This is a genomic window from Mycobacterium sp. NGS57, from assembly GCF_059812405.1.
In genome coordinates this window covers 26,971-49,361 of sequence record NZ_JCALCP010000002.1, presented here as the reverse complement: position 1 = coordinate 49,361, position 22,391 = coordinate 26,971, and the positions used below count along the sequence as shown (strand labels likewise).

Below are 22,391 nucleotides of genomic sequence, written 5' to 3'. Positions count from 1 at the left end.
GCTCAGTCGGGCCTCAGCGACAGGGCGTCGTGGTCCTCGATCGCCACGGCGGCGCGGCCGAGAATGCTCCGGAGCAGCTGTAGCTGCCGGTCGTTGGCGAGGTCGATCCGGCCGGCGGCAATCACCGGGTAGGCGAAGCACCATGCCGTGGTGAGCCGGTAGTCGCGCCACAGCTCTTCTCGGGGGTAGTCGATCCCGTTCTCCGCCAGGGTCTCGGCGTACCGCTCGATGAGCCGGCTTTCGCAGCCGCGCCGCGTTTCGGTGACCAGGCTCTGGCTCAGGAAATACGCCACGTCGTAGGCGCCCCGGCCTTTCGAGGTGACCTGCCAGTCCAGCGCCGTCACCGTTGGATCGTCTGCGTCGACGGCGAAGAACAGCTGGTCGAGGCGCAGGTCGCCATGCAGGAAGGTATTGGGTGGCCGGGTGAGCTCCTGGAAGAACCACGGAACAAGCGCGGGAAACCGCTCTCCGAATACGCGCAGTTCCGGCGACAGGTCCGCACCGACGCCCTCGAGGAAGCGTGGCCAGGCGGCCTCGAAATTGCCGGCCAGACGTGCCGGGAACGGCGGCGTGCTGAATGTCTTCAACCAGGGCAGCGCCGCGAACCGACGGCTTTCCCACCAGTGGGCGTGGTGACGGGCGATGCCGTCGACGACCGTTTCGGCGTCGGCGGCGGTGCACCCCACGATCTGATCGGCGACGCGGAGGCGCCCGAGGTCCTCGAGGACGAGCACGAAGTCGTGCGTCGTCTCGTCGAACGCCGCGACGTACGGGCGTGCCGGGCGCAGCGGGTTGGCCAGGCCGATCTCCTGGTAGAAGCGCACCTCGCGCAGGTAGAACTCGAGGTCGGCGCAGACGGCGGTTCGTACTTCGGCGTCCACCAGCGGCAACTTCACGACCACCGACCGGGGCACGCCGGGCGCGCCGTCGAGATGCGCACGGTACAAGCGACCGAGGAGTCCGACACCGATGCCAATCTGTTCGAGCCGGCATTCCCGCACGTCGGCGCACAGCACCTTGCTGAGCCATTCCGCCGTCACGGACGAGGGGTCAACCGGAAACCCTGCCATCGGCCCGACCTCCATCTGAACGACGCAATCTTACGAAATTCAGCGGGTTTGCTGTGGCTTCACGGCATTAATAATTTGCCGGCTCCAAACAGCGGAGCATCGCGGCGCTCATCTCCTGGCGGAACGGCAGCAGGCGCGGTCGCGCGCCCGTACCGTTCTGACATGCAGACGATGCTGTTCACGCTTGGCCTGGTCCTGTTCTTGATCGGTTTGCTGACCGGGTTGGCCGTCCCGGCGCTGAAGAACCCGCGTATGGCCCTGTCGAGCCACCTCGAAGCCGTCCTCAACGGCATGTTCGTCGTGATACTCGGCCTGCTCTGGCCGCACATCCACCTGCCCCACGCGTGGGGAGTCGCCGCGGTCGCGCTGATCGTCTACGCGGGCTACGCGAACTGGTTGGCGACGCTGCTCGCCGCGGCATGGGGCGCGGGCCGACGTTTCGCGCCGATTGCGGCCGGTGACCACGGGGCCTCGGCGGCCAAGGAAGGGCTCGTCAGCTTCCTGCTGATTTCCCTCAGTTTGGCGATCGTGCTGGGCGTGGGCATCCTGATCGCCGGGCTATGACGGAACGCGAAGCGTAACGTCCAGGCCGAAAACCTGCACGGCAGCCGACTTGCCCTTTACGGCGTGAAATCCCCTGTCGCTCAGCCCCACTGGCCGAGAAGCCAGGGCGTCGACCGACTGCTGGGTGAGAAGGATCCCGTCGCCGGTGGTCTTGGTGAGCTGCTCGACGCGGGCGGCGACGTTGACGGTGTCGCCGATTAGGGTGAACTCGAGTTTGCCTGCGCCGCCGATGGTTCCGGCGATCACCGGGCCGGTGTTGATTCCGATGCCGATCCGAAGCTCGCCGTCGAAGCGCTCCGCCACCAGGCGCTGAATGAGCACGGCGGCGCCCACCGCGGCGTCGGCGTGATGCGCAAGATCGTTTGGGGCGCCGAAGACCGCCAGCGCGCCGTCGCCGAGGAACTTGTTGACGTGCCCCCCGGCTTCCACGACGGCGGGCACGACGATCTCGAACAGGGCGTTGAGCCGGGCGACGGTGTCCTCGGCGGTGTTCGCCTCGGCGAACGGGGTGAAGTCGCGGACGTCGACGAACATCACGGTCACGTCACGGCGTTCGCCGGTGAACACGTCGTCGCCCTGTTCGAGCAGCCGCGCCGCGAGTGTGGGGTCGACATAGGTACCGAATGCGCCCTGAAGTCGTTGCCGCTCAGCCAAACCCGCCTGCATCCGATTGAATGACGCCGCCAGCGCGCCGAGGTCGTCGTCCTGAACCACCGGCAGGCGTTGGCCGTAGTCGCCCGCCGCGACACGTTCGGTTCCCTCGGCGAGGTCGCGGATGGGCCGCAGGAATGGCGAGAACACCGCGAAGACCGCGACCGGCCCCACGCCAAACGTCAGCGCACACGCGATCACGACAAGGACCAGGGGGCCCTGCCAGAAGCGGTAGCACAGGCCCGCCAACATCGCGCCCGAGGCGACGGACACAAACGCGAGCGCGAGCACGGACAGTTTCGCCCACGCGGCGAAAGTCGGGCGAGCGCGGGGCAGGGAGTCACCGATCCCGGTGTCACCGCCGATCGCCGCCCTGGCCGGCCGAAACGCTCCCTCCACGAAGCTGTGCATGCCGACGAGCGCGGCGGCGCCTCCGAAGGCGGCGCCGAAAATCCCCCACTCGACGAGCCTCCGCCCGGTCGACCCCGCGATCACACCGATAGCGATGGCGAGCGAAGCGGCCCAGAGCGTATCGCCCGCGACCGATCGTGCCATCGTCCGCCGGGCGAAGGTGTAGGTCGCATTGAGAGCCGTTTCCTGGTCGACGGCATCACCCGCCGCCCACCGCTCAACGGCGCGGAACCCCTTCGAGCCGGGCAGGACGAGCATGTACACCCGGAGCAGCATGGCGACAACGGCGACGACTGCCGCCTCGACGTAGCGATGGGATCCCTCGAGGGCGACAAGGAGCAGCGAGAAGCCAAGGTACGCCGGCAGCTGCAGCGGGAAGATTATCGCGCAGACCACCCACAGATACCTCGGCCCATACCGATCCCACGCCCACTGGAATATGCGGTCCATGGCGGGAGACTAGACACCGAACACCCCTCGGCGCGAGCAGACGCAGAATCGCACGATTCCGCGAAGCGGAGTGCGATTCTGCGTCTTCTCGCCTACATACTCAGCGCGCTACGTAGTTCGTGACCGGTGCTCTACGGCTCGGCCAGCTTCTCCCCACGGCAGTTCCGCGGTCAGCGATTGCGGTCATCGCGGCACTGACACCACGCACACGACACGCCGGGATGCTTGTGCGTGGCGCAAGTCTCGAGGAGCAAGCCCACCGATTCAGCCCAGCCGAGGCGAGGGCGCGACGGCTGAGCCGAGACCGAAAAGCTCTGTGGGCAGCGACTTGCCCTTCAGGGCGTGAGCGCCCCGGCCGGTAAGCCCGGCCGGTGGAGAAATCAAAGCGTCGACGGTCCGCTGGGTGAGAAGGATCCCGTCACCGGTGGACTTGGTGAGCTGCTCGACGCGGGCCGCGACGTTGACGGTGTCACCGATCAGGGTGAACTCGAGCTTGCCCCCGCCCCCGATAGTGCCGGCGATCACCGGACCGGTGTTGATCCCGATGCCGATCCGAAGCGCGCCGTCGAATCGCTCAGCGACCAGGCGATGGATCAGAACCGCCGCGCCCACCGCGGCGTCGGCGTGATGCGCGAGATCGTTGGGGGCGCCGAAGACGGCCAGCGCACCGTCGCCGAGGAACTTGTTGACGTGCCCCCCCGCGTCGACTACGGCGGGCACGACGATCTCGAATAGGGCGTTGAGCCGGGCGACGGTGTCCTCGGCGCTGTTGGCCTCGGCGAACGGGGTGAAGTCGCGGATGTCGACGAACATCACCGTAACCTCGCGGCGCTCGCCGGTGAAGACGTCGTCGCCCTGCTCGAGCAGCCGCGCCGCCAAGGCCGGGTCGACGTAAGTCCCGAATGCCGCCTGAAGTCGTTGCCGCTCCGTCAAACCCGCCTGCATGCGATTGAACGACGCCGCCAGCGCGCCGAGGTCGTCATCTTGCACCACCGGCAAGCGTTGGCTGAAATCACCGGTGGCAACACGCGCAGTTCCTGCGGCCAGATCGCGAATGGGTTGCAGCAGTGGCGAGTACGCTGCCCAGAGCGACGGACCGACGACGAGCACGAGTACACCACCGATCATCATGGCGAGGGCAGGACCGTGCCTGCCGACGTCGAGTACGGCTCCCGTAATCGCACCCGCGACGGCGAATGCGAACCCCACCGCAAGCATGGCCACGTTGGTCCACGTGGCGAACGCCGGGCGAGAGCGGGGCAGGGAATCGCCGATCTGAGTATCCGCGGCAATCGCAGCCCTGGGGGGCCGCATGATTGCTTCGACGAGGCTGTGCTGGGTGATCAGCTGGCCGGCAGTTCCGGCAATGGCGCCCAGAACCGCGTACTGGACGAGCCGCGGCCCGCTCGCTCCGGCAATCGCCCCGACACCGGCGAACAGTGCCGCGATCCAGACAAAGGTGACGACAACCCCCCTCGCGATCATTTTCCGGCCATAGCTGTAGGTGGCGCGCAGTGCGCTCTCTCGATCAACGTCGTCGCCGGCGGCCCACCGCTCGATGACGCGCGGATCCCTTCCGCCGGGAACTGCCACTACATACAGGTACGCGAGCACGGCGACCACGGTCACCGCCGCCGCCTCCCCGTAGCGACCTGACCCCTCGAAAGCGACAATGCCCAACGACCAGGCGAGATAAACCGGGAGTGCCAGGGCCAGCGTGAGCGCCCAGCAGGCCCACGAATACCTGGATTTGTACCGCTCCCACACCAATTGCCAGATGCGATCCATGCCGATAGCGAAACACCCCCGGCGACGAACCGGGGGTGTTTCTTCAGCACTACCTAGCGGCGCGTTAGCCGCGGGCGTGCGCTATGAGCAAATGATGCGGGACCGCCACGTCATCGAGGCGACGCTGCTCGACCTCGTCGAACCCCCCCTTTTGTAGGGCGGCAACGACCTCGGGGATCGGGCGAAGCCTGAATCCGTATGCGGTGAAAGGTAAGCGAGCCATCGCATCGGGGTCGCCGATACCCAGAACAGCTCGGCCTCCGGGCCGCAAGACTCGAGCCAGCTCGGTGCATGCGGCGTCAAGGTCGTCAACGAAGTACAGAGTGTTGACCGAAATCGCTGCGTCCAGCGATTTATCTTCGAGCGGCAACGCGGCGAGCGACCCATTGCAGAGCTTGACTGAGCCGGCCGCGATCTGCGTAGCGAAGCGCGCCCGGGCGCGCCTTAGCATGTCCTCGGCAATCTCGACCCCATATGTGGTCCCATCCTGGCCGACCCGCTGTAGCAGCAGTTCCAGCCCCAGGCCCCCACCAAACCCTATGTCCGCCATGGTGTTTCCGGGTGCGGCGCCTGCCGCATCAGCGGCGCCGGCCACCGCTCGTCGGTTGCTTCGGTTGAGCAGAAGCGCTACGCCGCGACCGACGAGACCGTGCGGGCGGCCGAGCTGTCCGGCAACCGCTGTCAGCACCGCCTGGCGCAATCCCGCCACGGTCTACCTCAGATCTGAATCGTCAGAGCGGCTGTCGTTCCCGATAATGCCACTCGACAGTCCAACCGAAAACACCCCCGGCCACGCGGACCGAGGGTGTTTCGTCGGCACTACCTAGTGGTGATGGTGGTAGTGATGCCCATGCCCGTGGCTGTGACCGTGGCCGTGGTCATCGTCGGCGTCGGCGGGCTTGTCGACGACGGCGGTCTCGGTTGTGCAGGATGTACCACTGCCACCGACCATCGGTTGGAATACGTTACGCAATTCAGCCGAGGCGATGGAAACGAGTCTCAGCAGGGTCGAGCCCGAAGACCTTTACAGCGGCTGCCTTACCTTTCAGCGCATACGATCCCCGATCGGTGAGTCCCGACGGTCGAGAAGTCAGGGCGTCGACGGACTGCTGGGTGAGCAGGATTGCGTCGCGGGTGGTCTTGGTGAGTTGCTCGACGCGGGCAGCGACGTTGACCGCATCGCCGATCAGAGTGAACTCCAGCTTGCCTCCACCGCCGATGGTGCCTGCGATCACCACACCAGTGTTTATCCCGATGCCGATGCGAAGCTTCCCACCGAATCGCTCGGCGACAAGGCGGCTGATCGATGCCGCGGCGCTCACTGCGGCGTCGGCGTGATTCGCAAGTTGATTGGGAGCGCCGAAGACCGCCAGCGCGCCGTCGCCCAGGAACTTGTTCACGTGGCCGCCAGCCTCGACGACGGCAGGCACCACGATCTCGAACAATGCATTGAGATGGGCGACAGTCTCCTCAGCGGTGTGCGTCTCGGCGAACGGGGTGAAATCGCGGATGTCGACGAACATCACCGACACCTCACGGCGCTCCCCGGTGAACACGTCATCGCCCTGCTCGAGCAACCGCGCCGCCAAGGACGGGTCGACGTAGGTCCCGAACGCGGCCTGAAGTCGTTGCCGCTCAGCCAAACCGGCCTGCATCCGGTTGAACGACGCCGCCAACGCGCCGAGATCATCATCTTGAACCACCGGCAGGCGCTGGCTGAAGTCGCCGGCCCCAACACGTTCGGCTCCTTGGGCGAGGTCGCGAATCGGTTGCAGAGTCGGCCCGAACACACTGATGACGGTTATCGGCACGGCGAAGCCCACTGTCAAGAAGCAGCCGATGACTACCCACAGCAGGGGGAACTGCTTGGACCGATCGAACTCACCCGCCACCGTCGCGCCCGCCACGGAGAAACCGAACGCGGTTGCGAGGATGGACAAGTTCGACCACGCGGCGAACGTGGGGCGCGACCGGGGCAGGGAGTCACCGATCCCGGTGTTGCGGCCGATGGCGGCCCGTACCGGCCGCATCGGCCCTTCCGGCACACTGTGTACACCGATCAGGTGTGAACCGGCCCCGACAACGCCACCGAGGACCGCGTACTGGACGAGCCGCGGTCCGGCCGCGCCGGCAACGACACCGATTACGAGCGACAGCAGGACGCCGCACACGATGACGACCGCCAGCCCTCGGACAACGGCACGACGAGACCAGGCGTAGGTGGCCTCAAGTGCCCTCGCCGGATCCACCGCTTCACCCGCTGCCCATCGCTCGACAAGTCGCCATGCGCCACGGCCGGGCAGAACAATTCCGTACGCCAGCACCAACATCGCAACGCCGGTGGCGGCCGCCGCTTCGAGGTAGTGACCCGACTTCTCGAAAGCCACGATGGCACAAGACAAGAAAAAGTAAATCGGGAACGGCACCAGGACGGAGACCCCGCAGACTACCCACGAGTACCGCGCGCCGAACCGGTCCCATGCCCACTGCACGAAGCGGTCCATGGCGCGAGACTAGACGCACATGGCGGCTAGGCCGCGAAAACGCCCCGGCCAGATCACCGGGGCGCTTCGCTTCGCCACTCAGTGGTGGTGGTGGTGGTGCCCGTGCCCGTGCCCGTGACCGTGGCCGTGGTCATCCTCCTCGTGGCTTACTTTCTCGACAATTGCCGTCTCGGTGGTCAGGACCATCCGGGCCACCGAAGCCGCGTTGACGACGGCCGATCGGGTGACCTTGACCGGGTCGATGATGCCGGCGCCGATCAGGTCGCCGTAGTCGAGCGTGTCCGCGTTCAGCCCCTGCCCGGCGGGCAGCTCGCTGACCTTGCTGACCGCGACCGCACCGTCCAGACCGGCGTTGGTGGCGATCCAGTAGAGCGGCGCCGCCAGCGCGCTGGAGAACACGTCGACCCCGAGTGCCTCGTCGTCGGGCAACGTGGGACGCAGGTCCTGCAGCGCCTTGCGGGCGTGGATGAGCGCGGTTCCGCCGCCCGCGACGATGCCCTCCTCCACCGCGGCCTTGGCGGCCGCGACGGCGTCCTCGACGCTTTCCTTGCGCTCCTTGAGCGCGGTCTCGGTGGCCGCGCCCACCTTGATGACGGCGACGCCGCCGGCGAGCTTGGCCAGCCGCTCCTGCAGCTTCTCGCGATCCCAATCGGAGTCGCTCTTCTCGATCTCGGCGCGCAGCTGCTTGATGCGGCTGGCGACGGCGTCCTTGGCGCCGCCGCCCTCGACGATGATGGTGTCGTCCTTGCTGACCACCACGCGGCGGGCCGAACCCAGCACGTCGGTGCCGACCTCGCGCAGTACCAGCCCGGCGTCGGGGTTGATCACCTGGCCACCCGTGACCACCGACAGGTCCTCGAGGAACGCCTTGCGCCGGTCACCGAAGAACGGAGCCTTGACCGCAACGGCTTTCAGCGTCTTGCGAATCGAGTTGACGACCAGCGTCGCCAGCGCCTCGCCCTCGACGTCCTCGGCGATGATCAGCAGCGGCTTGCCGGACTCGGCGACCTTCTCCAGCATCGGCAGCAGGTCGGGCAGCGAGCTGATCTTCTCCTGGTGCAGCAGGATCAGCGGGTCCTCGAGCACGGCTTCCTGGGAGTCGAAGTCGGTGACGAAATACGCCGACAGGAAGCCCTTGTCGAAGCCGACGCCCTCGGTGAACTCCAGCTCGGTGTTCAGCGTGGAGGATTCCTCGACGCTGACGACACCGTCGGCGCCGACCTTGGTCATCGCCTCGCCCACCAGCTCGCCGATGTGTTGGTCGCGCGACGACACGGTGGCCACCTGCGCGATCGCCTCCTTGCCCGACACGGGGGTGGCCTCGGCGAGCAGCGCCTCGGACACCGCGTCGCCGGCCTTGCCGATGCCGATGCCCAGCGCGATGGGGTTGGCGCCGGCGGCGACCATGCGCAGCCCGTCCTTGACCAGCGCCTGCGCGAGCACGGTCGCCGTCGTGGTGCCGTCACCGGCGACGTCGTTGGTCTTGGTGGCCACCGACTTCACCAGTTGGGCGCCCAGGTTCTCGAACGGATCCTCCAGCTCGATCTCGCGCGCCACGGTGACGCCGTCGTTGGTCACCGCCGGGCCACCGAATGCCTTGGCCAGCACCACATGCCGGCCGCGCGGCCCCAGCGTCACCCGAACCGCGTCGGCGAGCTTGTTCACGCCCGCCTCCATGGCGCGGCGCGCGGTTTCGTCGTACTCGATAACTTTGCTCATCAGGCTCCTTAAGCCGAACGCATGCCGCCCCGGAAATCACCCGCGGTGTGCGCGGGGATCGCCGGGGCGGAACACGGTCCTTACTTGGAAACGACAGCCAGCACGTCGCGGGCGGACAGGATCAGGTACTCCTCGCCGTTGTACTTGATCTCGGTGCCGCCGTACTTGCTGTAGATGACGGTGTCACCCTCCGAGACGTCCAGCGGGATCCGCTTCTCGCCGTCCTCGTCCCAGCGGCCGGGGCCGACTGCGACGACGGTGCCTTCCTGCGGCTTCTCCTTGGCGGTGTCGGGAATGACCAGACCGGACGCGGTCGTGGTCTCGGCCTCGTTGGCCTGCACGAGAATCTTGTCCTCGAGTGGCTTGATGTTCACCTTCGCCACGATTGGAGCCCTCCAGTGTTTGGATCGGGTCCGGGACGCGCCCGGACCGGAGTTGGCGGCCGGTCCGGGGCGGGCCCGGAACCGGCCGAATTATCAGGTGTTCGGCATTCGTCCCTGCCCGAGCGCCGTCGTCGCGGGTGCCGACACAGGGCGTGGCCGATTGCCACCTAGCACTCTATACATGCGAGTGCTAGCACTCAAGGGGGCCCTGTTGCTTCCCGGCCAGGGACCGTTCGCGGCGGGCTGATAATGGGACGATGCGCACTGCTTCGACCAGAAGAAACCGCCTGGCCGGCCTATCCTCGCTGATCGTCGCGGTCGCCGTCGGATGGGCCGGGCTCGGCAGCGGACTGGCCGCCGCCGACCCTAACGGCCAGGTGTACGGCGACCCGCAGGCCGCGGCGCCCTACTGGCGCTACCAGCACCAAGAGGACTGCGGGCTGATGGCCGTCGCGGACGTGGTCGGCCAGCTCACCGGCAGGGAACCCAGCCAGGTCGGCATCGAGTTGCGCGGCGTGTTCACGAGAAGCGAAACCCACCGCGGCGGCATCTACCGCTTCGACGGCACCTCCTTTGAAGATCTGGTCGTGCTGCTGGGCAAATACGGCATCCAGTCCGACCTCACGGCCGGCAACACGATGGGCGGGCTGGAGCAGGACCTGGCCGGCGGCCACAAGGTGATCGCGGCGGTCAACGGCGAAACCATCTGGAACTACCCGCCCGGCCAGGGCCAGCGCACCGAGCCCGACCACGCCGTCGTCGTCACCGGCGTCGACACCCGCGACGACGTCGTCCACCTCAACGACAGCGGCACGCCCAACGGCCGCGACGAGCAGATCCCCATGGACACCTTCACCCAGGCCTGGGCGACCGGCAACAACATGCTCATCGTCACCCGGCAAACCGGCTAGGGCAGCTGCCCCCTGACCACTGGCAGCCCGGGATCGCTGGGAACGTCCAGCGGCGACGGCGGCGCTCCCGCCGCCACGAGGTGCGCGGCGAACGACGCGATCATCGCGCCGTTGTCGGTGCACAGCCGGGGGCCGGGGATCCGCAACTCCAGCCCCGCGGCCGCGCAGCGCTCGCCGGCCAGCTCGCGCAGTCGCGAGTTGGCGGCGACCCCGCCGGCGATCAGCAGGGTCGAGACGCCGAGCGCGGTCGCCGCGCGCACCGCCTTGCGGGTCAGCACGTCGGCGACGGCCTCCTGAAAGCCGGCGGCGATGTCGGGGGCCGGCGCGTCGGGATGGCTTTCGACGTAGCGCGCGACGGCGGTCTTGAGTCCCGAGAAGCTGAACGCGTAGGGGTCGTCGCGCGGGCCGGTCATGCCGCGCGGGAAGGCGATGGCGTCCCGATCGCCGATGCGGGCGAGGTCGTCGAGCACCCTGCCGCCGGGATAGCCCAGCCCTAGCAGCCGCGCCACCTTGTCGTAGGCCTCGCCGGCGGCGTCGTCGACGGTGCTGCCCAGCTCGACGATCGGCTCGCCCAGGGACCGCACGTGCAACAGGTGGGTGTGCCCACCCGACACCAGTAACGCCACGCACTCGGGCAGCGGCCCGTGTTCGTAGACGTCGGCGGCCAGGTGTCCGCCCAGGTGGTTCACCGCGTAGAACGGGACGTCCCAGGCGGCCGAATACGCTTTGGCCGCAGCGACTCCCACCAGCAGGGCGCCGGCGAGCCCGGGCCCGATGGTGGCCGCGACGACGTCCGGCTTCGCCACGCCCGCCGCGGCCAGCGCGCGCCGCATGGTGGGGCCCAGCGCCTCCAGGTGCGCCCGCGAGGCGATCTCGGGCACGACGCCGCCGAAGCGGACGTGTTCGTCGACGCTGGAGGCGACCTCGTCGGCCAGCAGGGTCACGGCACCGTCATCGTCGAGGCGCGCGATACCGACTCCCGTTTCGTCGCAAGAGGTTTCGATGGCCAGGACGATCATGACAAAGCCTCCCGCCGCATGGTGTAGGCGTCGGCGCCGCTGACCCGGTAGTAGCGCTTGCGCAGCCCGATCTGCGCGAAGCCCGCGCTGCGGTACAGCGCGATGGCCGCCTCGTTGTCGGTGCGCACCTCCAGGTAGACGACGCCGCCGGCGGCGTAGCCGAGCAGCTCGTCGAGCAGCCGGCGTCCGATGCCCCGGCCCTGATAGAGCGGGTCGACGCCGATGGTGTGCACCTCGTACTCGAACGGCGGGGTGCGGCCCAGCCGCGAGATGCCGGCGTAACCGACCAGCGTGTCGCCGAGGCGCGCGCCGACGTAATGGTTGTGCTTGCTTGCCAATTCGCGGTTGAACGCCGCTGCGGGCCATGGGTCGTCGCCGTGGAACAGCTGGGCTTCCAGCTCGGCGCAGCGCCCCGCGTCGGCGGGCGTCAACGCGGCGATGGTCACCGGCTCGATCATCGCGGGCCCACCAACGGTTTGGCGTCGGGGCGCCGCAGGTACAACGCCACTAGCGGCGCGGGGTCGCCCCAGTCGGACACCGCGCGCACCAGGCCCGGCGGTGTCGGGTGCACCGGCCCGCACACGGGCAGGCCGAACAGCGCCGCGTGTTCGGGTGAGCCGGCGACGGCGACGGCGCCGGCGGGGTCGACGGCGGCGGGGGCATCGACACCCGGTCCGGCGGTGCGGGCCCCGTCGCGGTAGCGGGCCCAGTACACCTCGCGCCGGCGCGCGTCGGTGACCACCAGGATCTCGCCGGCGGTCAGGGCCCCGATGGCGTCCAGGCTGCACACGCCGTGGACCGGGATGCCCAGCGCGTGCCCGTAGGCGGCGGCCGTCGCCATCCCGGCGCGCAGGCCCGTGAACGGGCCGGGCCCGCAGCCCACCACCACGGCGTCGAGATCGGCCATCGTCAGCGCGGCGTCGGCCAAAGCGCCAAGCACGTTGGGCGTCAGCCGCTCGGCGTGCGCGCGGGCGTCGAGGGTGACCCGCTCGGCCAGGACATCGAAATCAGGCAACCGGACGATGCCGGCCGTCACCGCGGGGGTGGAGGTGTCGAGAGCGAGTACCAGCGTCACGAGCGGACCCGCTCACGGGTCGCAATCCCGGCGTTGCAAATACCAACCACTATCTCTGTTCCCACAGCTAGAAAGACCGCGATTACACCCTTGACGTGTTCGCCCTCCGGCCCAGCTACTTTCTGAATCCGACCGTTTGGCAGCGACTCTAGCGTCCGAATCGGTGCGGTGTCGGCACACCTGTAGCAACGAGGCCGAGAGAGAGAATCGCGAAAATACTTGTCCGCGGGTTCGCGATCGATGAAGATGCCGCCATGACCGCGGTCGAAGCTCTTGAGGCACTGCCATTTGTGGATGGCATCGTCTACGGCGAAGGACCCCGATGGCACAACGACCGGCTCTGGTTCACCGACGGCCCGGCAGGTCGGGTGTGCTCGGTGAGCGAGACCGGTGACGTCGCGGTGGAGGCTGAAGTCGCGCACGCCTCCGGGTTGGGCTGGCTGCCCGACGGGACGCTCGTGGTGTCCGCGTTGTTCGACCCAAAGATCCACCATGTCGACCCGCAGGGACGGGTAGCAGCGACGTTCGACCTCAGCGACCTCGCCTGGTCCACTAACGACCTGCTCGTGGCCCCCAGCGGCCATGGCTACGTCGACCTTTACCAGGCGAGCGGGACGGCAATGGGAGGTGCGATCGGACTCGTCGACCCCGCGGGAGTTGTGCGGATCGTGGCCAGTGGTCTCTCAGTCCCAAACGGCCTCGCCTTCCTACCCGATGGGTCGACCCTGGTCGTCGGCGAGACGAACGGGTCACGGATTCTTGCGTTTTCGATCGATGCCGACGGAGGTCTCGGTGCCCCAACGGTGTTCGCCGACCTTGGCGAACGCCGGCATCCCGACGGCCTCTGCGTCGACATCCAAGGCGGCGTGTGGGTCGGCTGCTACGACACCGGCGAGTTTCTCAGAGTCGTCGCGGGCGGCACGGTCACCCACCGTGTTGCCATCGACCACGGATGGGCTGTCGCACCTGCCCTCGGCGGAACCGACGGGCGCACGCTGTACATGATCGTCGACGAGACTACCCACGAGGGCATGGCGCGTGGCGAGTCCAAGGGCTGGATCATGCAGGCGCGCGTCGAGGTGCGGGGAGCAGGATCTCCCTGAGGCCAGCGAAGTTCCCATAAGGTAGCCGATTTCGGCGAGCAGTTTGCCGCTGCTCGACAAGGTTAGTTCTGAGCCGTGCCGGAATTGGAGTCCCACTGCCAGGTCGCGATCCGCACGTCGGAGTGGCTGACCCGCTCCAGCCGCACGTCGAGGTGCCGCTCGGACAGGCGCTCGACCAGTCCCTCGCCCCACTCGACCACGACGACGGCGTCGTCGAGATCTGTGTCGAGGTCGAGCGAGTCGAGCTCGCCGAGCAGGTCGGCGCCGGGCTGGTCGAGCAGCCGGTACATGTCGACGTGGATCATCGCCGGCGCGCCGGCTCGTCGCGGCGGGTGTACCCGCGCCAGCACGTACGACGGCGACGTCACCGGCCCGTCGACGTCCATCGCCGCGGCAATTCCCTTGGCCAGCACTGTCTTTCCGGCGCCCAGCGGACCGGAGAGCACCACCACGTCGCCCGCGCGCAGCCCCTCGCCCAGCCGTGATCCCAGTGCGACGGTGTCCTCGACGCGTTCCAGCGTGGCGGTGCCGCCGTCACCGATCATGGCGCAACCATTCGCGGAATCGCCTGTACCGCAGGGTCATCGTGCCCGGGACGGCACGGCGAACGAGCCGGACCAGGCCGTCGTTGATGGCTTCGGGCTTGTCCAGCAGCGCCAGGTGGCTGGCCCCGGTGACGGTGACCAGCTCCGAGCGCGGCAGCGAGGCCGCCATCTTGGCCGAGTATTCGTCGGGGGTCAGCAGGTCGTGATCACCGCACGCGATCAGCGTCGGGACCTTCAGCAACGTCCACAGCCCGGCGGTCTCGTCATGTTTTTCCAGGGCGTCCAAAAAGCCCACCATGGTGGCGACCGGGGTGCCGTTCATCATCCGCTGGGAGAACGCGTCCAGGCTGCGGCTGACCTGCAGGTCGCTGAAGGACGCGGCACGCAGGATCGGGCCGATCAGCGAGCGCGACACGTTGCGGCCGCGGTGCATCAGCTTGGGCGCCGAGCGGGCGGTGAACCGGAAGGCTTCCAGCGCAGGGTTTTTCAGGATCTCGCCCAGCGGCGAACGCGTAACGCCCTCGGCCGCGGACGAGATCAGCGCGGCGCCGACGATCCGCTGCCCGTACGCGTCGGGAAACTGGCGCGCGTGCGACAACACCGTCATGCCGCCCATCGAGTGGCCGACCAGCACCACGACGCCGCGGGGCGCGACCTCGTTCAGCACGCTTTGCAGGTCCTTTCCCAGCTGCGTGAGCGTATAGCTCTCGGGCGCGCCGGCGCCGGACCTGCCGTGGCCGCGCTGGTCGTAGAAGACCATCCGCACGCGCGACCCCAGCCGGTCCGCAAGCCGGGTCCGCTGGAAATGGAAGGCACCCATGCGCAGGCAGAATCCGTGGACGAAGACCATGGTCACCTGCGCGTCCACCGGGCCGGCCTCGCGAACCGCCAGCGGCACCCCGTCGGGGGTGGTGACCACGTACGCGCGGTCGTTGTCGATGGTGTCGAAATCCTCGTCGGCGTACGGGTCTTCGAGGGGGGTGGCGCGTTGGGTGATCGATCGGCGGGCGGAGGCCCCGACGATGGTGGCGACGGCGGTCACCCCGGCGCCTCCCGCAAGCCAGGCCCTGCGCCTGTGGCGCCTGCGGGTCTTGTCAGGGCTCAACGGTTTCGGCCTCGCGGTAGGTTCGGGCGATCCGGCCCCGGGGGCTGGTGACCACTTCGTAGTGGATGGTGCCGAGCAGGTCGGCCCAGTCCTGGGCGGTGGGTTCGCCCCGCGTGCCGGGCCCGAACAGGATCGCCTCGTCGCCCTCGGCCACGTCGACCGGCCCAGGGCCCAGGTCGACGACGAACTGGTCCATGCAGATCCGCCCGACACCGGGGCGGCGCCTGCCGTTGATCAGCACGTCCAGGCGCCCGCCCAGCGAGCGGAACACGCCGTCGGCGTAGCCGACCGGCAGCAGCGCGAGGCTGGTGTCACGGTCCGCGGTCCAGGTGTGCCCGTAGGACACGCTCTCCCCCGCACGAATGGACTTCACCAGCGCCACAGCGCATTTCACGGTCATCGCCGGGATCAGCCCCATGTCGCCGCGCTCCGGCACGGGGCTCAGCCCGTACACCGCGATGCCCGGGCGCACCAGGTCGAAGGCCAGGTCGGGCCGCGACATCGTCGACGACGAATTCGCCAGGTGCGCCACCTCGAACCGCAGACGCGCCGCGCGCGCCTGCGCCAGCATGTCGGTAAAGCGTTGGGCCTGAACGTCGTTGATCGGGTTGTCGGGCTGGTCGGCGAACACCATGTGCGACATCAGGCCCCGCGCCCGAACGGCATCCTCGGCGACGGCGCCGCGCAGCGCGTCCAGCATCGCCGGGTAATGCGCGGGGGCGACGCCGTTGCGGTTCAGCCCCGTGTCGACCTTGACGGTGACGGTGGCCGTGCGACCGGTGCGGCGCACGGCGTCGAGCACCTCCTCGAGCTGGCGCACCGAGGACACGGCGATCTCCACATCGGCGAGCAGCGCCGGCCCGAAGTCGAGGCCGGGCGGATGCAGCCACGCGAGCACCGGCGCGGTGATCCCGTCGGCGCGCAACGCCAGCGCCTCGTCGACGGTCGCGACGCCCAGCTCGGCCGCCCCGGCCGAGAGCGCCGCGCGGGCGACGCGGGTGGCCCCGTGGCCGTAGCCGTCGGCCTTGACGACGGCCATGACCTGCGCGGCGCCGGCGTGCTCTTGCAGCACCCGCACGTTGTGCGCGATGGCCCCCAGGTCCACCACGGCCTCGGCGAGGACGCCGGGCGTCAGGGATATCGGCGTAACAGCCACGGCCGCCATTGTCCCAGAGGCCGCGAAAGTGCAGCTACCGACGCCGCTACTCGCAGAACGCGTCGCTAGTTGCACTTTCGCGGCGCCAGAGTCAGTGCGCGAAGTGCTGGGAATCGTAGTGCCCGCCGGGCTTGATCTTGTCCAGCGACGCCAGCGCGCTGCGGGCGTCGTCGTGCAGCGCGCGGGCCAGGTCGGCGGAAAACCCCTCGCGCACCACGATGCGCAGCACCGACACGTCGGTGGCGTTGTCGGGCATGGTGTAGGCCGGCACCTGCCACCCGTAGCCCCGCAGCTCGTGGGACACGTCGAACTCGGTGTACCCGCGGTCCTTGGACAGCCGGAAGCTGACCACCGGGATCGCCGTGCCGTCGGAGATCAGCTCGCAGTGTTCGCCCTCGCGCAGCTGCTCGCCCAGCCAGCGCGCGGTCGTCGAGAGGCTCTGCATGACCTTGGTGTAGCCCTCGCGGCCCAGGCGCAGGAAGTTGTAGTACTGCGCGACCACCTGGTTGCCCGGGCGGGAGAAGTTCAGCGTGAAGGTCGGCATGTCGCCGCCCAGGTAGTTGACGCGGAAGACCAGGTCGTCGGGCAGGTGCTCGGCGCTGCGCCACACCACGAATCCGATGCCGGGATAGGTCAGCCCGTACTTGTGGCCGCTGACGTTGATCGAGACCACCCGGGGCAGCCGGAAATCCCACGCCAGATCGGGGTGCAGGAACGGCACCACGAAGCCCCCGCTGGCGGCGTCCACATGCACCGGCACGTCGACGCCCCCGCCGGCCGCCAGCTTGTCCAGGGCCTGGCAGATCTGCGCGATGGGCTCGAGCTCGCCGGTGTAGGTGGTGCCGAGGATCGCCACCACCCCGATGGTGTCCTCGTCGACGGCGTCGACGACCTGTTCCGGGGTGATGACGTAGCGCCCCTCCTCCATCGGCAGGTAGCGCGGTTCGACGTCGAAGTAGCGGCAGAACTTCTCCCACACGACCTGGACGTTGGAGCCCATCACGAGGTTGGGGGTGCGCTTCTTCCAGTCCTTGCCCACGCGCGCGCGCCAGCGCCATTTGAGGGCCAGCCCGCCCAGCATCACCGCCTCGGACGAGCCGATGGTGGACACCCCGATCGCGCTGGAGGGGTCGTCGTCCTTGAGGTGTTCGGCGTGAAACAGGTCGGCGACCATGCACACGCAGCGCTGCTCGATGGCCGCGGTGGCCGGGTATTCGTCCTTGTCGATCATGTTCTTGTCGAACGTCTCGGCCATCAGCTTGCCGGCCTCGGGGTCCATCCAGGTGGTGACGAACGTGGCCAGGTTCAGCCGCGAGCTGCCGTCGAGCATCAGCTCGTCGTGGATGAACCGGTAGGCGGCCTCGGGGTCCATCGACTCCTCGGGCAGCCGCAGCGCGGGCACCGGCGCGGTGAACATGCGGGTGGTGTAGGCGGGGGCGATCGAGTGCGCCGGTACGGACGGATGGCGGGTCACGGGGGTCCTCTCTGTTCGGCGGGTGTCACAAAGCGGCCAGGGCGGCCCGGACGTGCGGGACGATGCGCGACGCCGACGTCGGCGCCTCGCCGGGGCCCGGGTCGGCGGCCGACAGCGCCGCCGCGCGGGCGTGCACGAAGGCGGCGGCCGCGGCCGCCTCGGCGGCCGGCAGCCCGGCCGCCAGCAGCGCGCCGATCATCCCGGACAGGACGTCGCCGGACCCGGCGGTGGCCGCCCACGACTGCCCGGCCGGGCTGAGGTAGACCGGTCCGCCCGGATCGGCGACGACGGTGACGTTGCCCTTGAGCAGCACGGTGGCGCCGAACGCGTCGGCCAGCGTGCGGCATGCCTTGATGCGGTCATCGCCGGGGGGGTTACCCGCTAGCCGGGCGAATTCACCCGCGTGGGGGGTCAGCACCGTCGGGGCGGCACGGTCGGCAACCAGTTCGGGGTGGGCGGCCAGGAGGGTCAGCCCGTCGGCGTCCACGATCACCGGCAGGTCGGTCTCCAGCGCGAACCACAGCGCCGCGGCCCCGGCCTCGTCGGTGCCCAGGCCCGGCCCGACGACCCAGGCCTGCACCCGCCCGGCCGCCGCCGGGGTGGGCGACGCGATCACCTCGGGCCATTGGGCGAGGACCTGCTCGTGCGCGCTGCCGGCGTAGCGGACCATGCCGGAGGTCGCCGCGACGGCCGCGCCGGTGCACAGGACGGCCGCGCCCGGATAGGTCGACGAGCCGGCCATCACGCCCGTCACGCCCTGGGTGTACTTGTCGTCGTGCGGGCCGGGCACCGGCCAGCGCGCCGCGACGTCGGCGGCCTCGAAACCCAGGATGTCCGTCTCGGGCAGGTCGAGGCCGATGTCGATCAGCTCGACGCGGCCGCAGTCGGCCAGCGCGTGCACGGGTTTGAGCCCGCCGAAGGTGACGGTCAGCGCGGCGCGCACCGCGGGGCCGGTGATGGCGCCGGTCGCCGCGTCGATGCCGCTGGGGATGTCGACGGCGACCACCGGGATCCCCGCGGCGGCCTTGAACACCTCCGCCGCGGCCGGCCGCAGGGCTCCCGAGCCGGAGATGCCCACCACCCCGTCGATGACGAGATCCGTTGTGTCCGCGACGCTTTCCACGATGAGCCCGCCGGCCCTGCGGAAGCCGGCCAGTCCCTTGGCGTGGGTGCGCTCGGGGTTGAGTAGCACCGCGTCGGCGGCCGCGCCGCGACGGCGCAGGAACGTCGCCGCCCACAGGGCGTCGCCGCCGTTGTCGCCCGACCCGACGACCGCGCACACCCGCCGGCCGGCGACCCCGCCGGTGCGGGCGGCAAGCTCGGCGGCGATCTCGGTGGCCAGGCCGAAGGCCGCGCGCCGCATCAACGCACCGTCTGGGAGGCTGGCCAGCAGCGGCGCCTCGGCGTCGCGGATCGCGTTCACGGAGTAGTAATGCCGCATCGACGCAAGCATTCCATGCCGGACTTATGTGCGGTTAGGCCTCGCGGGTACTGATCCGCCGGACAGCCGTTCTCAGGCGCGCGGGGTTCAGCGCCGGACGCTTGCGCTCCCGCGCCATCGGATAGAAGCAGAGCCCGATCAGGATCGCCGCGAAGTGACCGATCGCGGTGAAGTTCAGCTCGTGGCGGTTCATCGTCAGCAACGGGAAACCGAAGATGACGAACAGCACCCCGAGGTAGCCCCAGCGCCACGGCCGCGCGATGTGATAGGCCAGCACGGCCATCACGCCGACGAGGAAGTAGCTGACCCCGATGTCGCGGGCGTGCACCAGCCGTTCGGACGCCTCGTGTTCCTCGATCGCGTAGTACAGGATGCCCTCGCTGATGTAGGTGGCGAGGATGTGCGAGGTCAATCCGACTGTGAGCCAACGCAAGTGGCCGAGCCAGTGTTCGGCGGGCGCCAGGAACAGGGTGAACAGCAGCAGGTACGGTTCCAGGTTCTTGCCGTCGATCCACAGCAGGCTGGAGAACAGCACATCGAGCGGATCGGTGCCCAGGGCGTGAATGTTGGTGGAGCGGTGCAACAGTACGCCGTGCAGCTGCCGCCCGGACAGTTCGTTCTGGATGATCGTCGTGATCATCAGCACGAACAGCCAGAGGTAGGTCAACGGCGCGCCGGTGACGAAATGCCAGACCGCGTACCAGATGTTCCGCAGCCGCGTCCCCACCGATGCGTTCGCCACGACGTCCACCTTCTATGCCCGGCTACTCAACGGTGACGGACTTGGCCAGGTTTCGTGGTTTGTCGACGTCGTAGCCGCGGGCCTGCGCGACCGACGCGGCGAACACCTGCAGCGGGATCGTCGACAGCAGCGGCTGCAGAAGGGTTGACACGGAAGGGATTTCGATCAAGTGATCGGCGTAGGGGCGCACGGTGTCGTCGCCCTCCTCGGCGATCACGATGGTCACCGCGCCGCGGGTCTGGATCTCGCGGATGTTGGACAGCAGCTTGGCGTGCAGCGTGGCCGACCCCTTGGGTGAGGGCATCACGACGATGACGGGCAGTCCCTCTTCGATCAGCGCGATCGGGCCGTGCTTGAGCTCGCCGGCGGCGAACCCCTCGGCGTGCATGTAGGCCAGTTCCTTGAGTTTCAGCGCGCCTTCCAGCGCCACCGGGTAGCCGACGTGGCGACCCAAAAACAGCACGGTCGAGGATTGGGCGAACCGCTGCGCCAGGGCGGCCACCGGCTCGATCATCGTGAGCACCCGGGCCACCAGGTCCGGCATCGCCTCCAACTCGCGGTATTCGCGCTGGACCTCGTCGGGGTACTTGGTGCCGCGGGCCTGCGCCAGCGCCAGCCCGACGAGGTAGTTGGCGGCGATCTGCGCCAGGAAGGTCTTCGTGGAGGCGACGCCGATCTCCGGGCCGGCGCGGGTGTAGAGCACCGCGTCGCACTCGCGCGGGATCTGCGAGCCGTTGGTGTTGCAGATGGCCAGCACCTTGGCCTTCTGTTCCTTGGCGTGCCGGACGGCCTCCAGGGTGTCGGCGGTCTCACCGGACTGACTGATGGCCACCACCAGAGTGCTGCGGTCCAAAACCGGGTCGCGGTAGCGGAATTCGCTGGCCAGCTCCACCTCCACCGGTAGCCGGGTCCAGTGCTCGATCGCGTACTTCGCCAGCAACCCGGAGTGATAGGCGGTGCCGCAGGCCACCACGAACACCTTGTCGATCTCGCGCAGTTCCTGATCGGACAGGCGTTGCTCGTCGAGCACGATGCGGCCGTTGACGAAGTGCCCGAGCAATGTGTCGGCCACCGCGGTCGGCTGCTCGGCGATTTCCTTGAGCATGAAGTAGGGGTAACCGCCCTTTTCGGCCGCGGCCAGGTCCCAGTCGATGTGAAACTCGCGGGCGTTGGCGGTGTCGTCGTTGCCGTAGAAATCCATGATGCGGTAGCCGTCCGCGGTGATCACCACGGCCTGGCCCTGGCCGAGTTCGACGGCGTCGCGGGTGTGCTCGATGAACGCCGCCACGTCGGAGCCGACGAACATCTCGCCGTCGCCGATCCCGACCACCAGCGGCGTCGAGCGGCGCGCGGCCACGATGGTGCCCGGCTCGTCGGCGTTGGTGAACACCAGGGTGAAGTGGCCGTCGAGCCGCCGCAGCACCGCCAGCACCGAGGCCGGGAAATCACCCGCGGTCGCGCCGTGCCGGTAGGCCTGCGCCACCAGGTGCACCGCCACCTCGGTGTCGGTGTCGCTGGCGAACTCCACGCCGGCGGCCTCCAGCTCGTGGCGCAGGGCCGGGAAGTTCTCGATGATGCCGTTGTGGACGACGGCGATCTTGCCGGCGGCGTCGCGATGCGGGTGCGCATTGCGGTCGGTGGGGCGACCGTGGGTGGCCCACCGGGTGTGGCCCAGGCCGGTGGTGCCCGCCAGCTCCGACGGAGCCGTCTCGGCCAGCGCCTCCTCCAGGTTGGCCAGCCGGCCCGCGCGGCGACGCACGGTGAGAGTGCCCTGGCCGTCCACCAGCGCGATCCCCGACGAGTCGTAGCCGCGGTACTCCATCCGGCGCAGCGCGTCCATGACGACCTCACAGGCCGGGCGCTGCCCGACGTAGCCGACAATTCCGCACATCCTGATCAGGGTAGTGCAGCGGCTGCCCCAAAATCGTCAGCGCGGCGCCGACCTGCGCGAATAGGCGCCTTGTGCCGCTTCAGTGGTGCCCCGCGGCCCGGTCCAAGAAGTTGTGGAGGATCCGCCAAGACCCGGGCCCGACGCTGTGGTCATCGATATCGGGCCGTTTGCGAGGAGGGAATCACCATGACCGCAGTTCTGAACGCCGCCGCCCGGATTCCCGGATCGCCCTTCGGCGCCGGGGGCGACCCCATGCTCGACGCGGCCACCCGTTTGCTGAGCATCCCGCTGCGCCAGGCGTACGCGGCGCTCTGGCGGGTGGGTCTGGTCGAGGTCACGGCCTGAGCGCGCCGGGCCGCCGTCTGCCGACCCAGCACGCCTCCGATATG

At 68.9% G+C, this 22,391-nt stretch carries 21 protein-coding genes; 4 read left to right on the top strand and 17 right to left on the bottom strand.

All coding sequences use genetic code 11. The features are described 5' to 3' along the window. Positions 1–2: 2 nt before the first annotated feature. Positions 3–1,085 carry an oxidoreductase family protein gene (locus AC5Y43_RS03675; RefSeq protein ID WP_499969531.1) on the bottom strand — a complete coding sequence of 361 codons (1,083 nt, stop codon included), beginning with the start codon at positions 1,083–1,085 and terminating at the stop codon, positions 3–5. 147 nt (positions 1,086–1,232) lie between these two features. Here AC5Y43_RS03675 and AC5Y43_RS03670 point away from each other — a divergent pair, with 147 nt between their 5' ends. Further along, a complete protein-coding gene (locus AC5Y43_RS03670) occupies positions 1,233–1,634 on the top strand; it encodes a styrene oxide isomerase (protein ID WP_499969529.1) in 402 nt (133 codons plus the stop codon). On the opposite strand, the gene AC5Y43_RS03665 is transcribed toward AC5Y43_RS03670, so the two are convergent. The 6 genes from AC5Y43_RS03665 to groES form a co-directional block, all read right to left on the bottom strand. Beyond that, complete coding sequence (locus AC5Y43_RS03665; protein WP_499969527.1) at positions 1,629–3,146, bottom strand: adenylate/guanylate cyclase domain-containing protein; 1,518 nt, start codon at positions 3,144–3,146, stop codon at positions 1,629–1,631. The genes AC5Y43_RS03670 and AC5Y43_RS03665 overlap by 6 nt on opposite strands. Before the next feature lie 264 nt (positions 3,147–3,410). Continuing rightward, entirely contained in the window at positions 3,411–4,934 is a 1,524-nt protein-coding gene (locus AC5Y43_RS03660) for an adenylate/guanylate cyclase domain-containing protein (RefSeq protein WP_499969525.1), read from the bottom strand. A gap of 64 nt (positions 4,935–4,998) precedes the next feature. After that, positions 4,999–5,643: a class I SAM-dependent methyltransferase gene (locus AC5Y43_RS03655; protein WP_499969523.1), complete on the bottom strand. Its 645-nt coding sequence runs from the start codon at positions 5,641–5,643 to the stop codon at positions 4,999–5,001. 265 nt (positions 5,644–5,908) lie between these two features. Further along, positions 5,909–7,438: an adenylate/guanylate cyclase domain-containing protein gene (locus AC5Y43_RS03650; RefSeq protein ID WP_499969521.1), complete on the bottom strand. Its 1,530-nt coding sequence runs from the start codon at positions 7,436–7,438 to the stop codon at positions 5,909–5,911. Positions 7,439–7,516: 78 nt separating this feature from the next. Beyond that, a complete protein-coding gene (groL, locus tag AC5Y43_RS03645; RefSeq protein ID WP_499969519.1) occupies positions 7,517–9,157 on the bottom strand; it encodes a chaperonin GroEL in 1,641 nt (546 codons plus the stop codon). 80 nt (positions 9,158–9,237) lie between these two features. Next, positions 9,238–9,540 carry a co-chaperone GroES gene (gene groES / locus AC5Y43_RS03640; RefSeq protein WP_007167930.1) on the bottom strand — a complete coding sequence of 101 codons (303 nt, stop codon included), beginning with the start codon at positions 9,538–9,540 and terminating at the stop codon, positions 9,238–9,240. A 257-nt stretch (positions 9,541–9,797) separates the two neighbouring features. Between groES and AC5Y43_RS03635 the strand changes: the two genes are divergently transcribed. Then, positions 9,798–10,451: a C39 family peptidase gene (locus AC5Y43_RS03635; protein ID WP_499969517.1), complete on the top strand. Its 654-nt coding sequence runs from the start codon at positions 9,798–9,800 to the stop codon at positions 10,449–10,451. On the opposite strand, the gene tsaD is transcribed toward AC5Y43_RS03635, so the two are convergent. Genes tsaD through tsaB form a run of 3 tightly spaced genes read right to left on the bottom strand, consistent with a single transcriptional unit; the run spans position 10,448 to position 12,545 of the window. Then, positions 10,448–11,470 (bottom strand): tRNA (adenosine(37)-N6)-threonylcarbamoyltransferase complex transferase subunit TsaD, encoded by a 1,023-nt coding sequence (gene tsaD / locus AC5Y43_RS03630; protein ID WP_499969515.1) that lies wholly within the window; start codon positions 11,468–11,470, stop codon positions 10,448–10,450. The two genes, AC5Y43_RS03635 and tsaD, sit on opposite strands and share 4 nt — an antisense overlap. Next, a complete protein-coding gene (gene rimI, locus AC5Y43_RS03625) occupies positions 11,467–11,928 on the bottom strand; it encodes a ribosomal protein S18-alanine N-acetyltransferase (RefSeq protein WP_499969513.1) in 462 nt (153 codons plus the stop codon). Before rimI ends, tsaD begins: the two co-directional genes overlap by 4 nt. Then, positions 11,925–12,545, bottom strand: a complete 621-nt coding sequence (tsaB, locus tag AC5Y43_RS03620; protein WP_499969511.1) for a tRNA (adenosine(37)-N6)-threonylcarbamoyltransferase complex dimerization subunit type 1 TsaB — start codon at positions 12,543–12,545, stop codon at positions 11,925–11,927. The genes rimI and tsaB overlap by 4 nt, the downstream gene beginning before the upstream one ends. A gap of 254 nt (positions 12,546–12,799) precedes the next feature. Here tsaB and AC5Y43_RS03615 point away from each other — a divergent pair, with 254 nt between their 5' ends. Next, complete coding sequence (locus AC5Y43_RS03615) at positions 12,800–13,648, top strand: SMP-30/gluconolactonase/LRE family protein (protein WP_499969509.1); 849 nt, start codon at positions 12,800–12,802, stop codon at positions 13,646–13,648. Between the two features lie 62 nt (positions 13,649–13,710). Here the strand turns inward: AC5Y43_RS03615 and tsaE are convergent, their stop codons facing one another. From tsaE to glmS, 7 genes are all read right to left on the bottom strand, one after another. After that, a complete protein-coding gene (gene tsaE, locus AC5Y43_RS03610; protein WP_499969507.1) occupies positions 13,711–14,193 on the bottom strand; it encodes a tRNA (adenosine(37)-N6)-threonylcarbamoyltransferase complex ATPase subunit type 1 TsaE in 483 nt (160 codons plus the stop codon). Next, positions 14,183–15,235 (bottom strand): alpha/beta fold hydrolase, encoded by a 1,053-nt coding sequence (locus AC5Y43_RS03605; protein WP_499969504.1) that lies wholly within the window; start codon positions 15,233–15,235, stop codon positions 14,183–14,185. Before AC5Y43_RS03605 ends, tsaE begins: the two co-directional genes overlap by 11 nt. Before the next feature lie 52 nt (positions 15,236–15,287). Then, complete coding sequence (alr, locus tag AC5Y43_RS03600) at positions 15,288–16,454, bottom strand: alanine racemase (protein ID WP_499969501.1); 1,167 nt, start codon at positions 16,452–16,454, stop codon at positions 15,288–15,290. A 91-nt stretch (positions 16,455–16,545) separates the two neighbouring features. Further along, positions 16,546–17,928 carry a glutamate decarboxylase gene (gad, locus tag AC5Y43_RS03595; RefSeq protein WP_499969499.1) on the bottom strand — a complete coding sequence of 461 codons (1,383 nt, stop codon included), beginning with the start codon at positions 17,926–17,928 and terminating at the stop codon, positions 16,546–16,548. A 25-nt stretch (positions 17,929–17,953) separates the two neighbouring features. Beyond that, positions 17,954–19,369, bottom strand: a complete 1,416-nt coding sequence (locus AC5Y43_RS03590) for an NAD(P)H-hydrate dehydratase (RefSeq protein ID WP_499969497.1) — start codon at positions 19,367–19,369, stop codon at positions 17,954–17,956. A gap of 34 nt (positions 19,370–19,403) precedes the next feature. Next, complete coding sequence (locus AC5Y43_RS03585) at positions 19,404–20,111, bottom strand: rhomboid-like protein (RefSeq protein ID WP_499969495.1); 708 nt, start codon at positions 20,109–20,111, stop codon at positions 19,404–19,406. 22 nt (positions 20,112–20,133) lie between these two features. After that, positions 20,134–22,002 carry a glutamine--fructose-6-phosphate transaminase (isomerizing) gene (gene glmS, locus AC5Y43_RS03580; protein ID WP_499969493.1) on the bottom strand — a complete coding sequence of 623 codons (1,869 nt, stop codon included), beginning with the start codon at positions 22,000–22,002 and terminating at the stop codon, positions 20,134–20,136. A 186-nt stretch (positions 22,003–22,188) separates the two neighbouring features. Between glmS and AC5Y43_RS03575 the strand changes: the two genes are divergently transcribed. After that, positions 22,189–22,347, top strand: coding sequence for an Rv1535 family protein (locus tag AC5Y43_RS03575; protein ID WP_499969491.1), 159 nt, complete (start codon positions 22,189–22,191; stop codon positions 22,345–22,347). Positions 22,348–22,391: the final 44 nt, after the last annotated feature.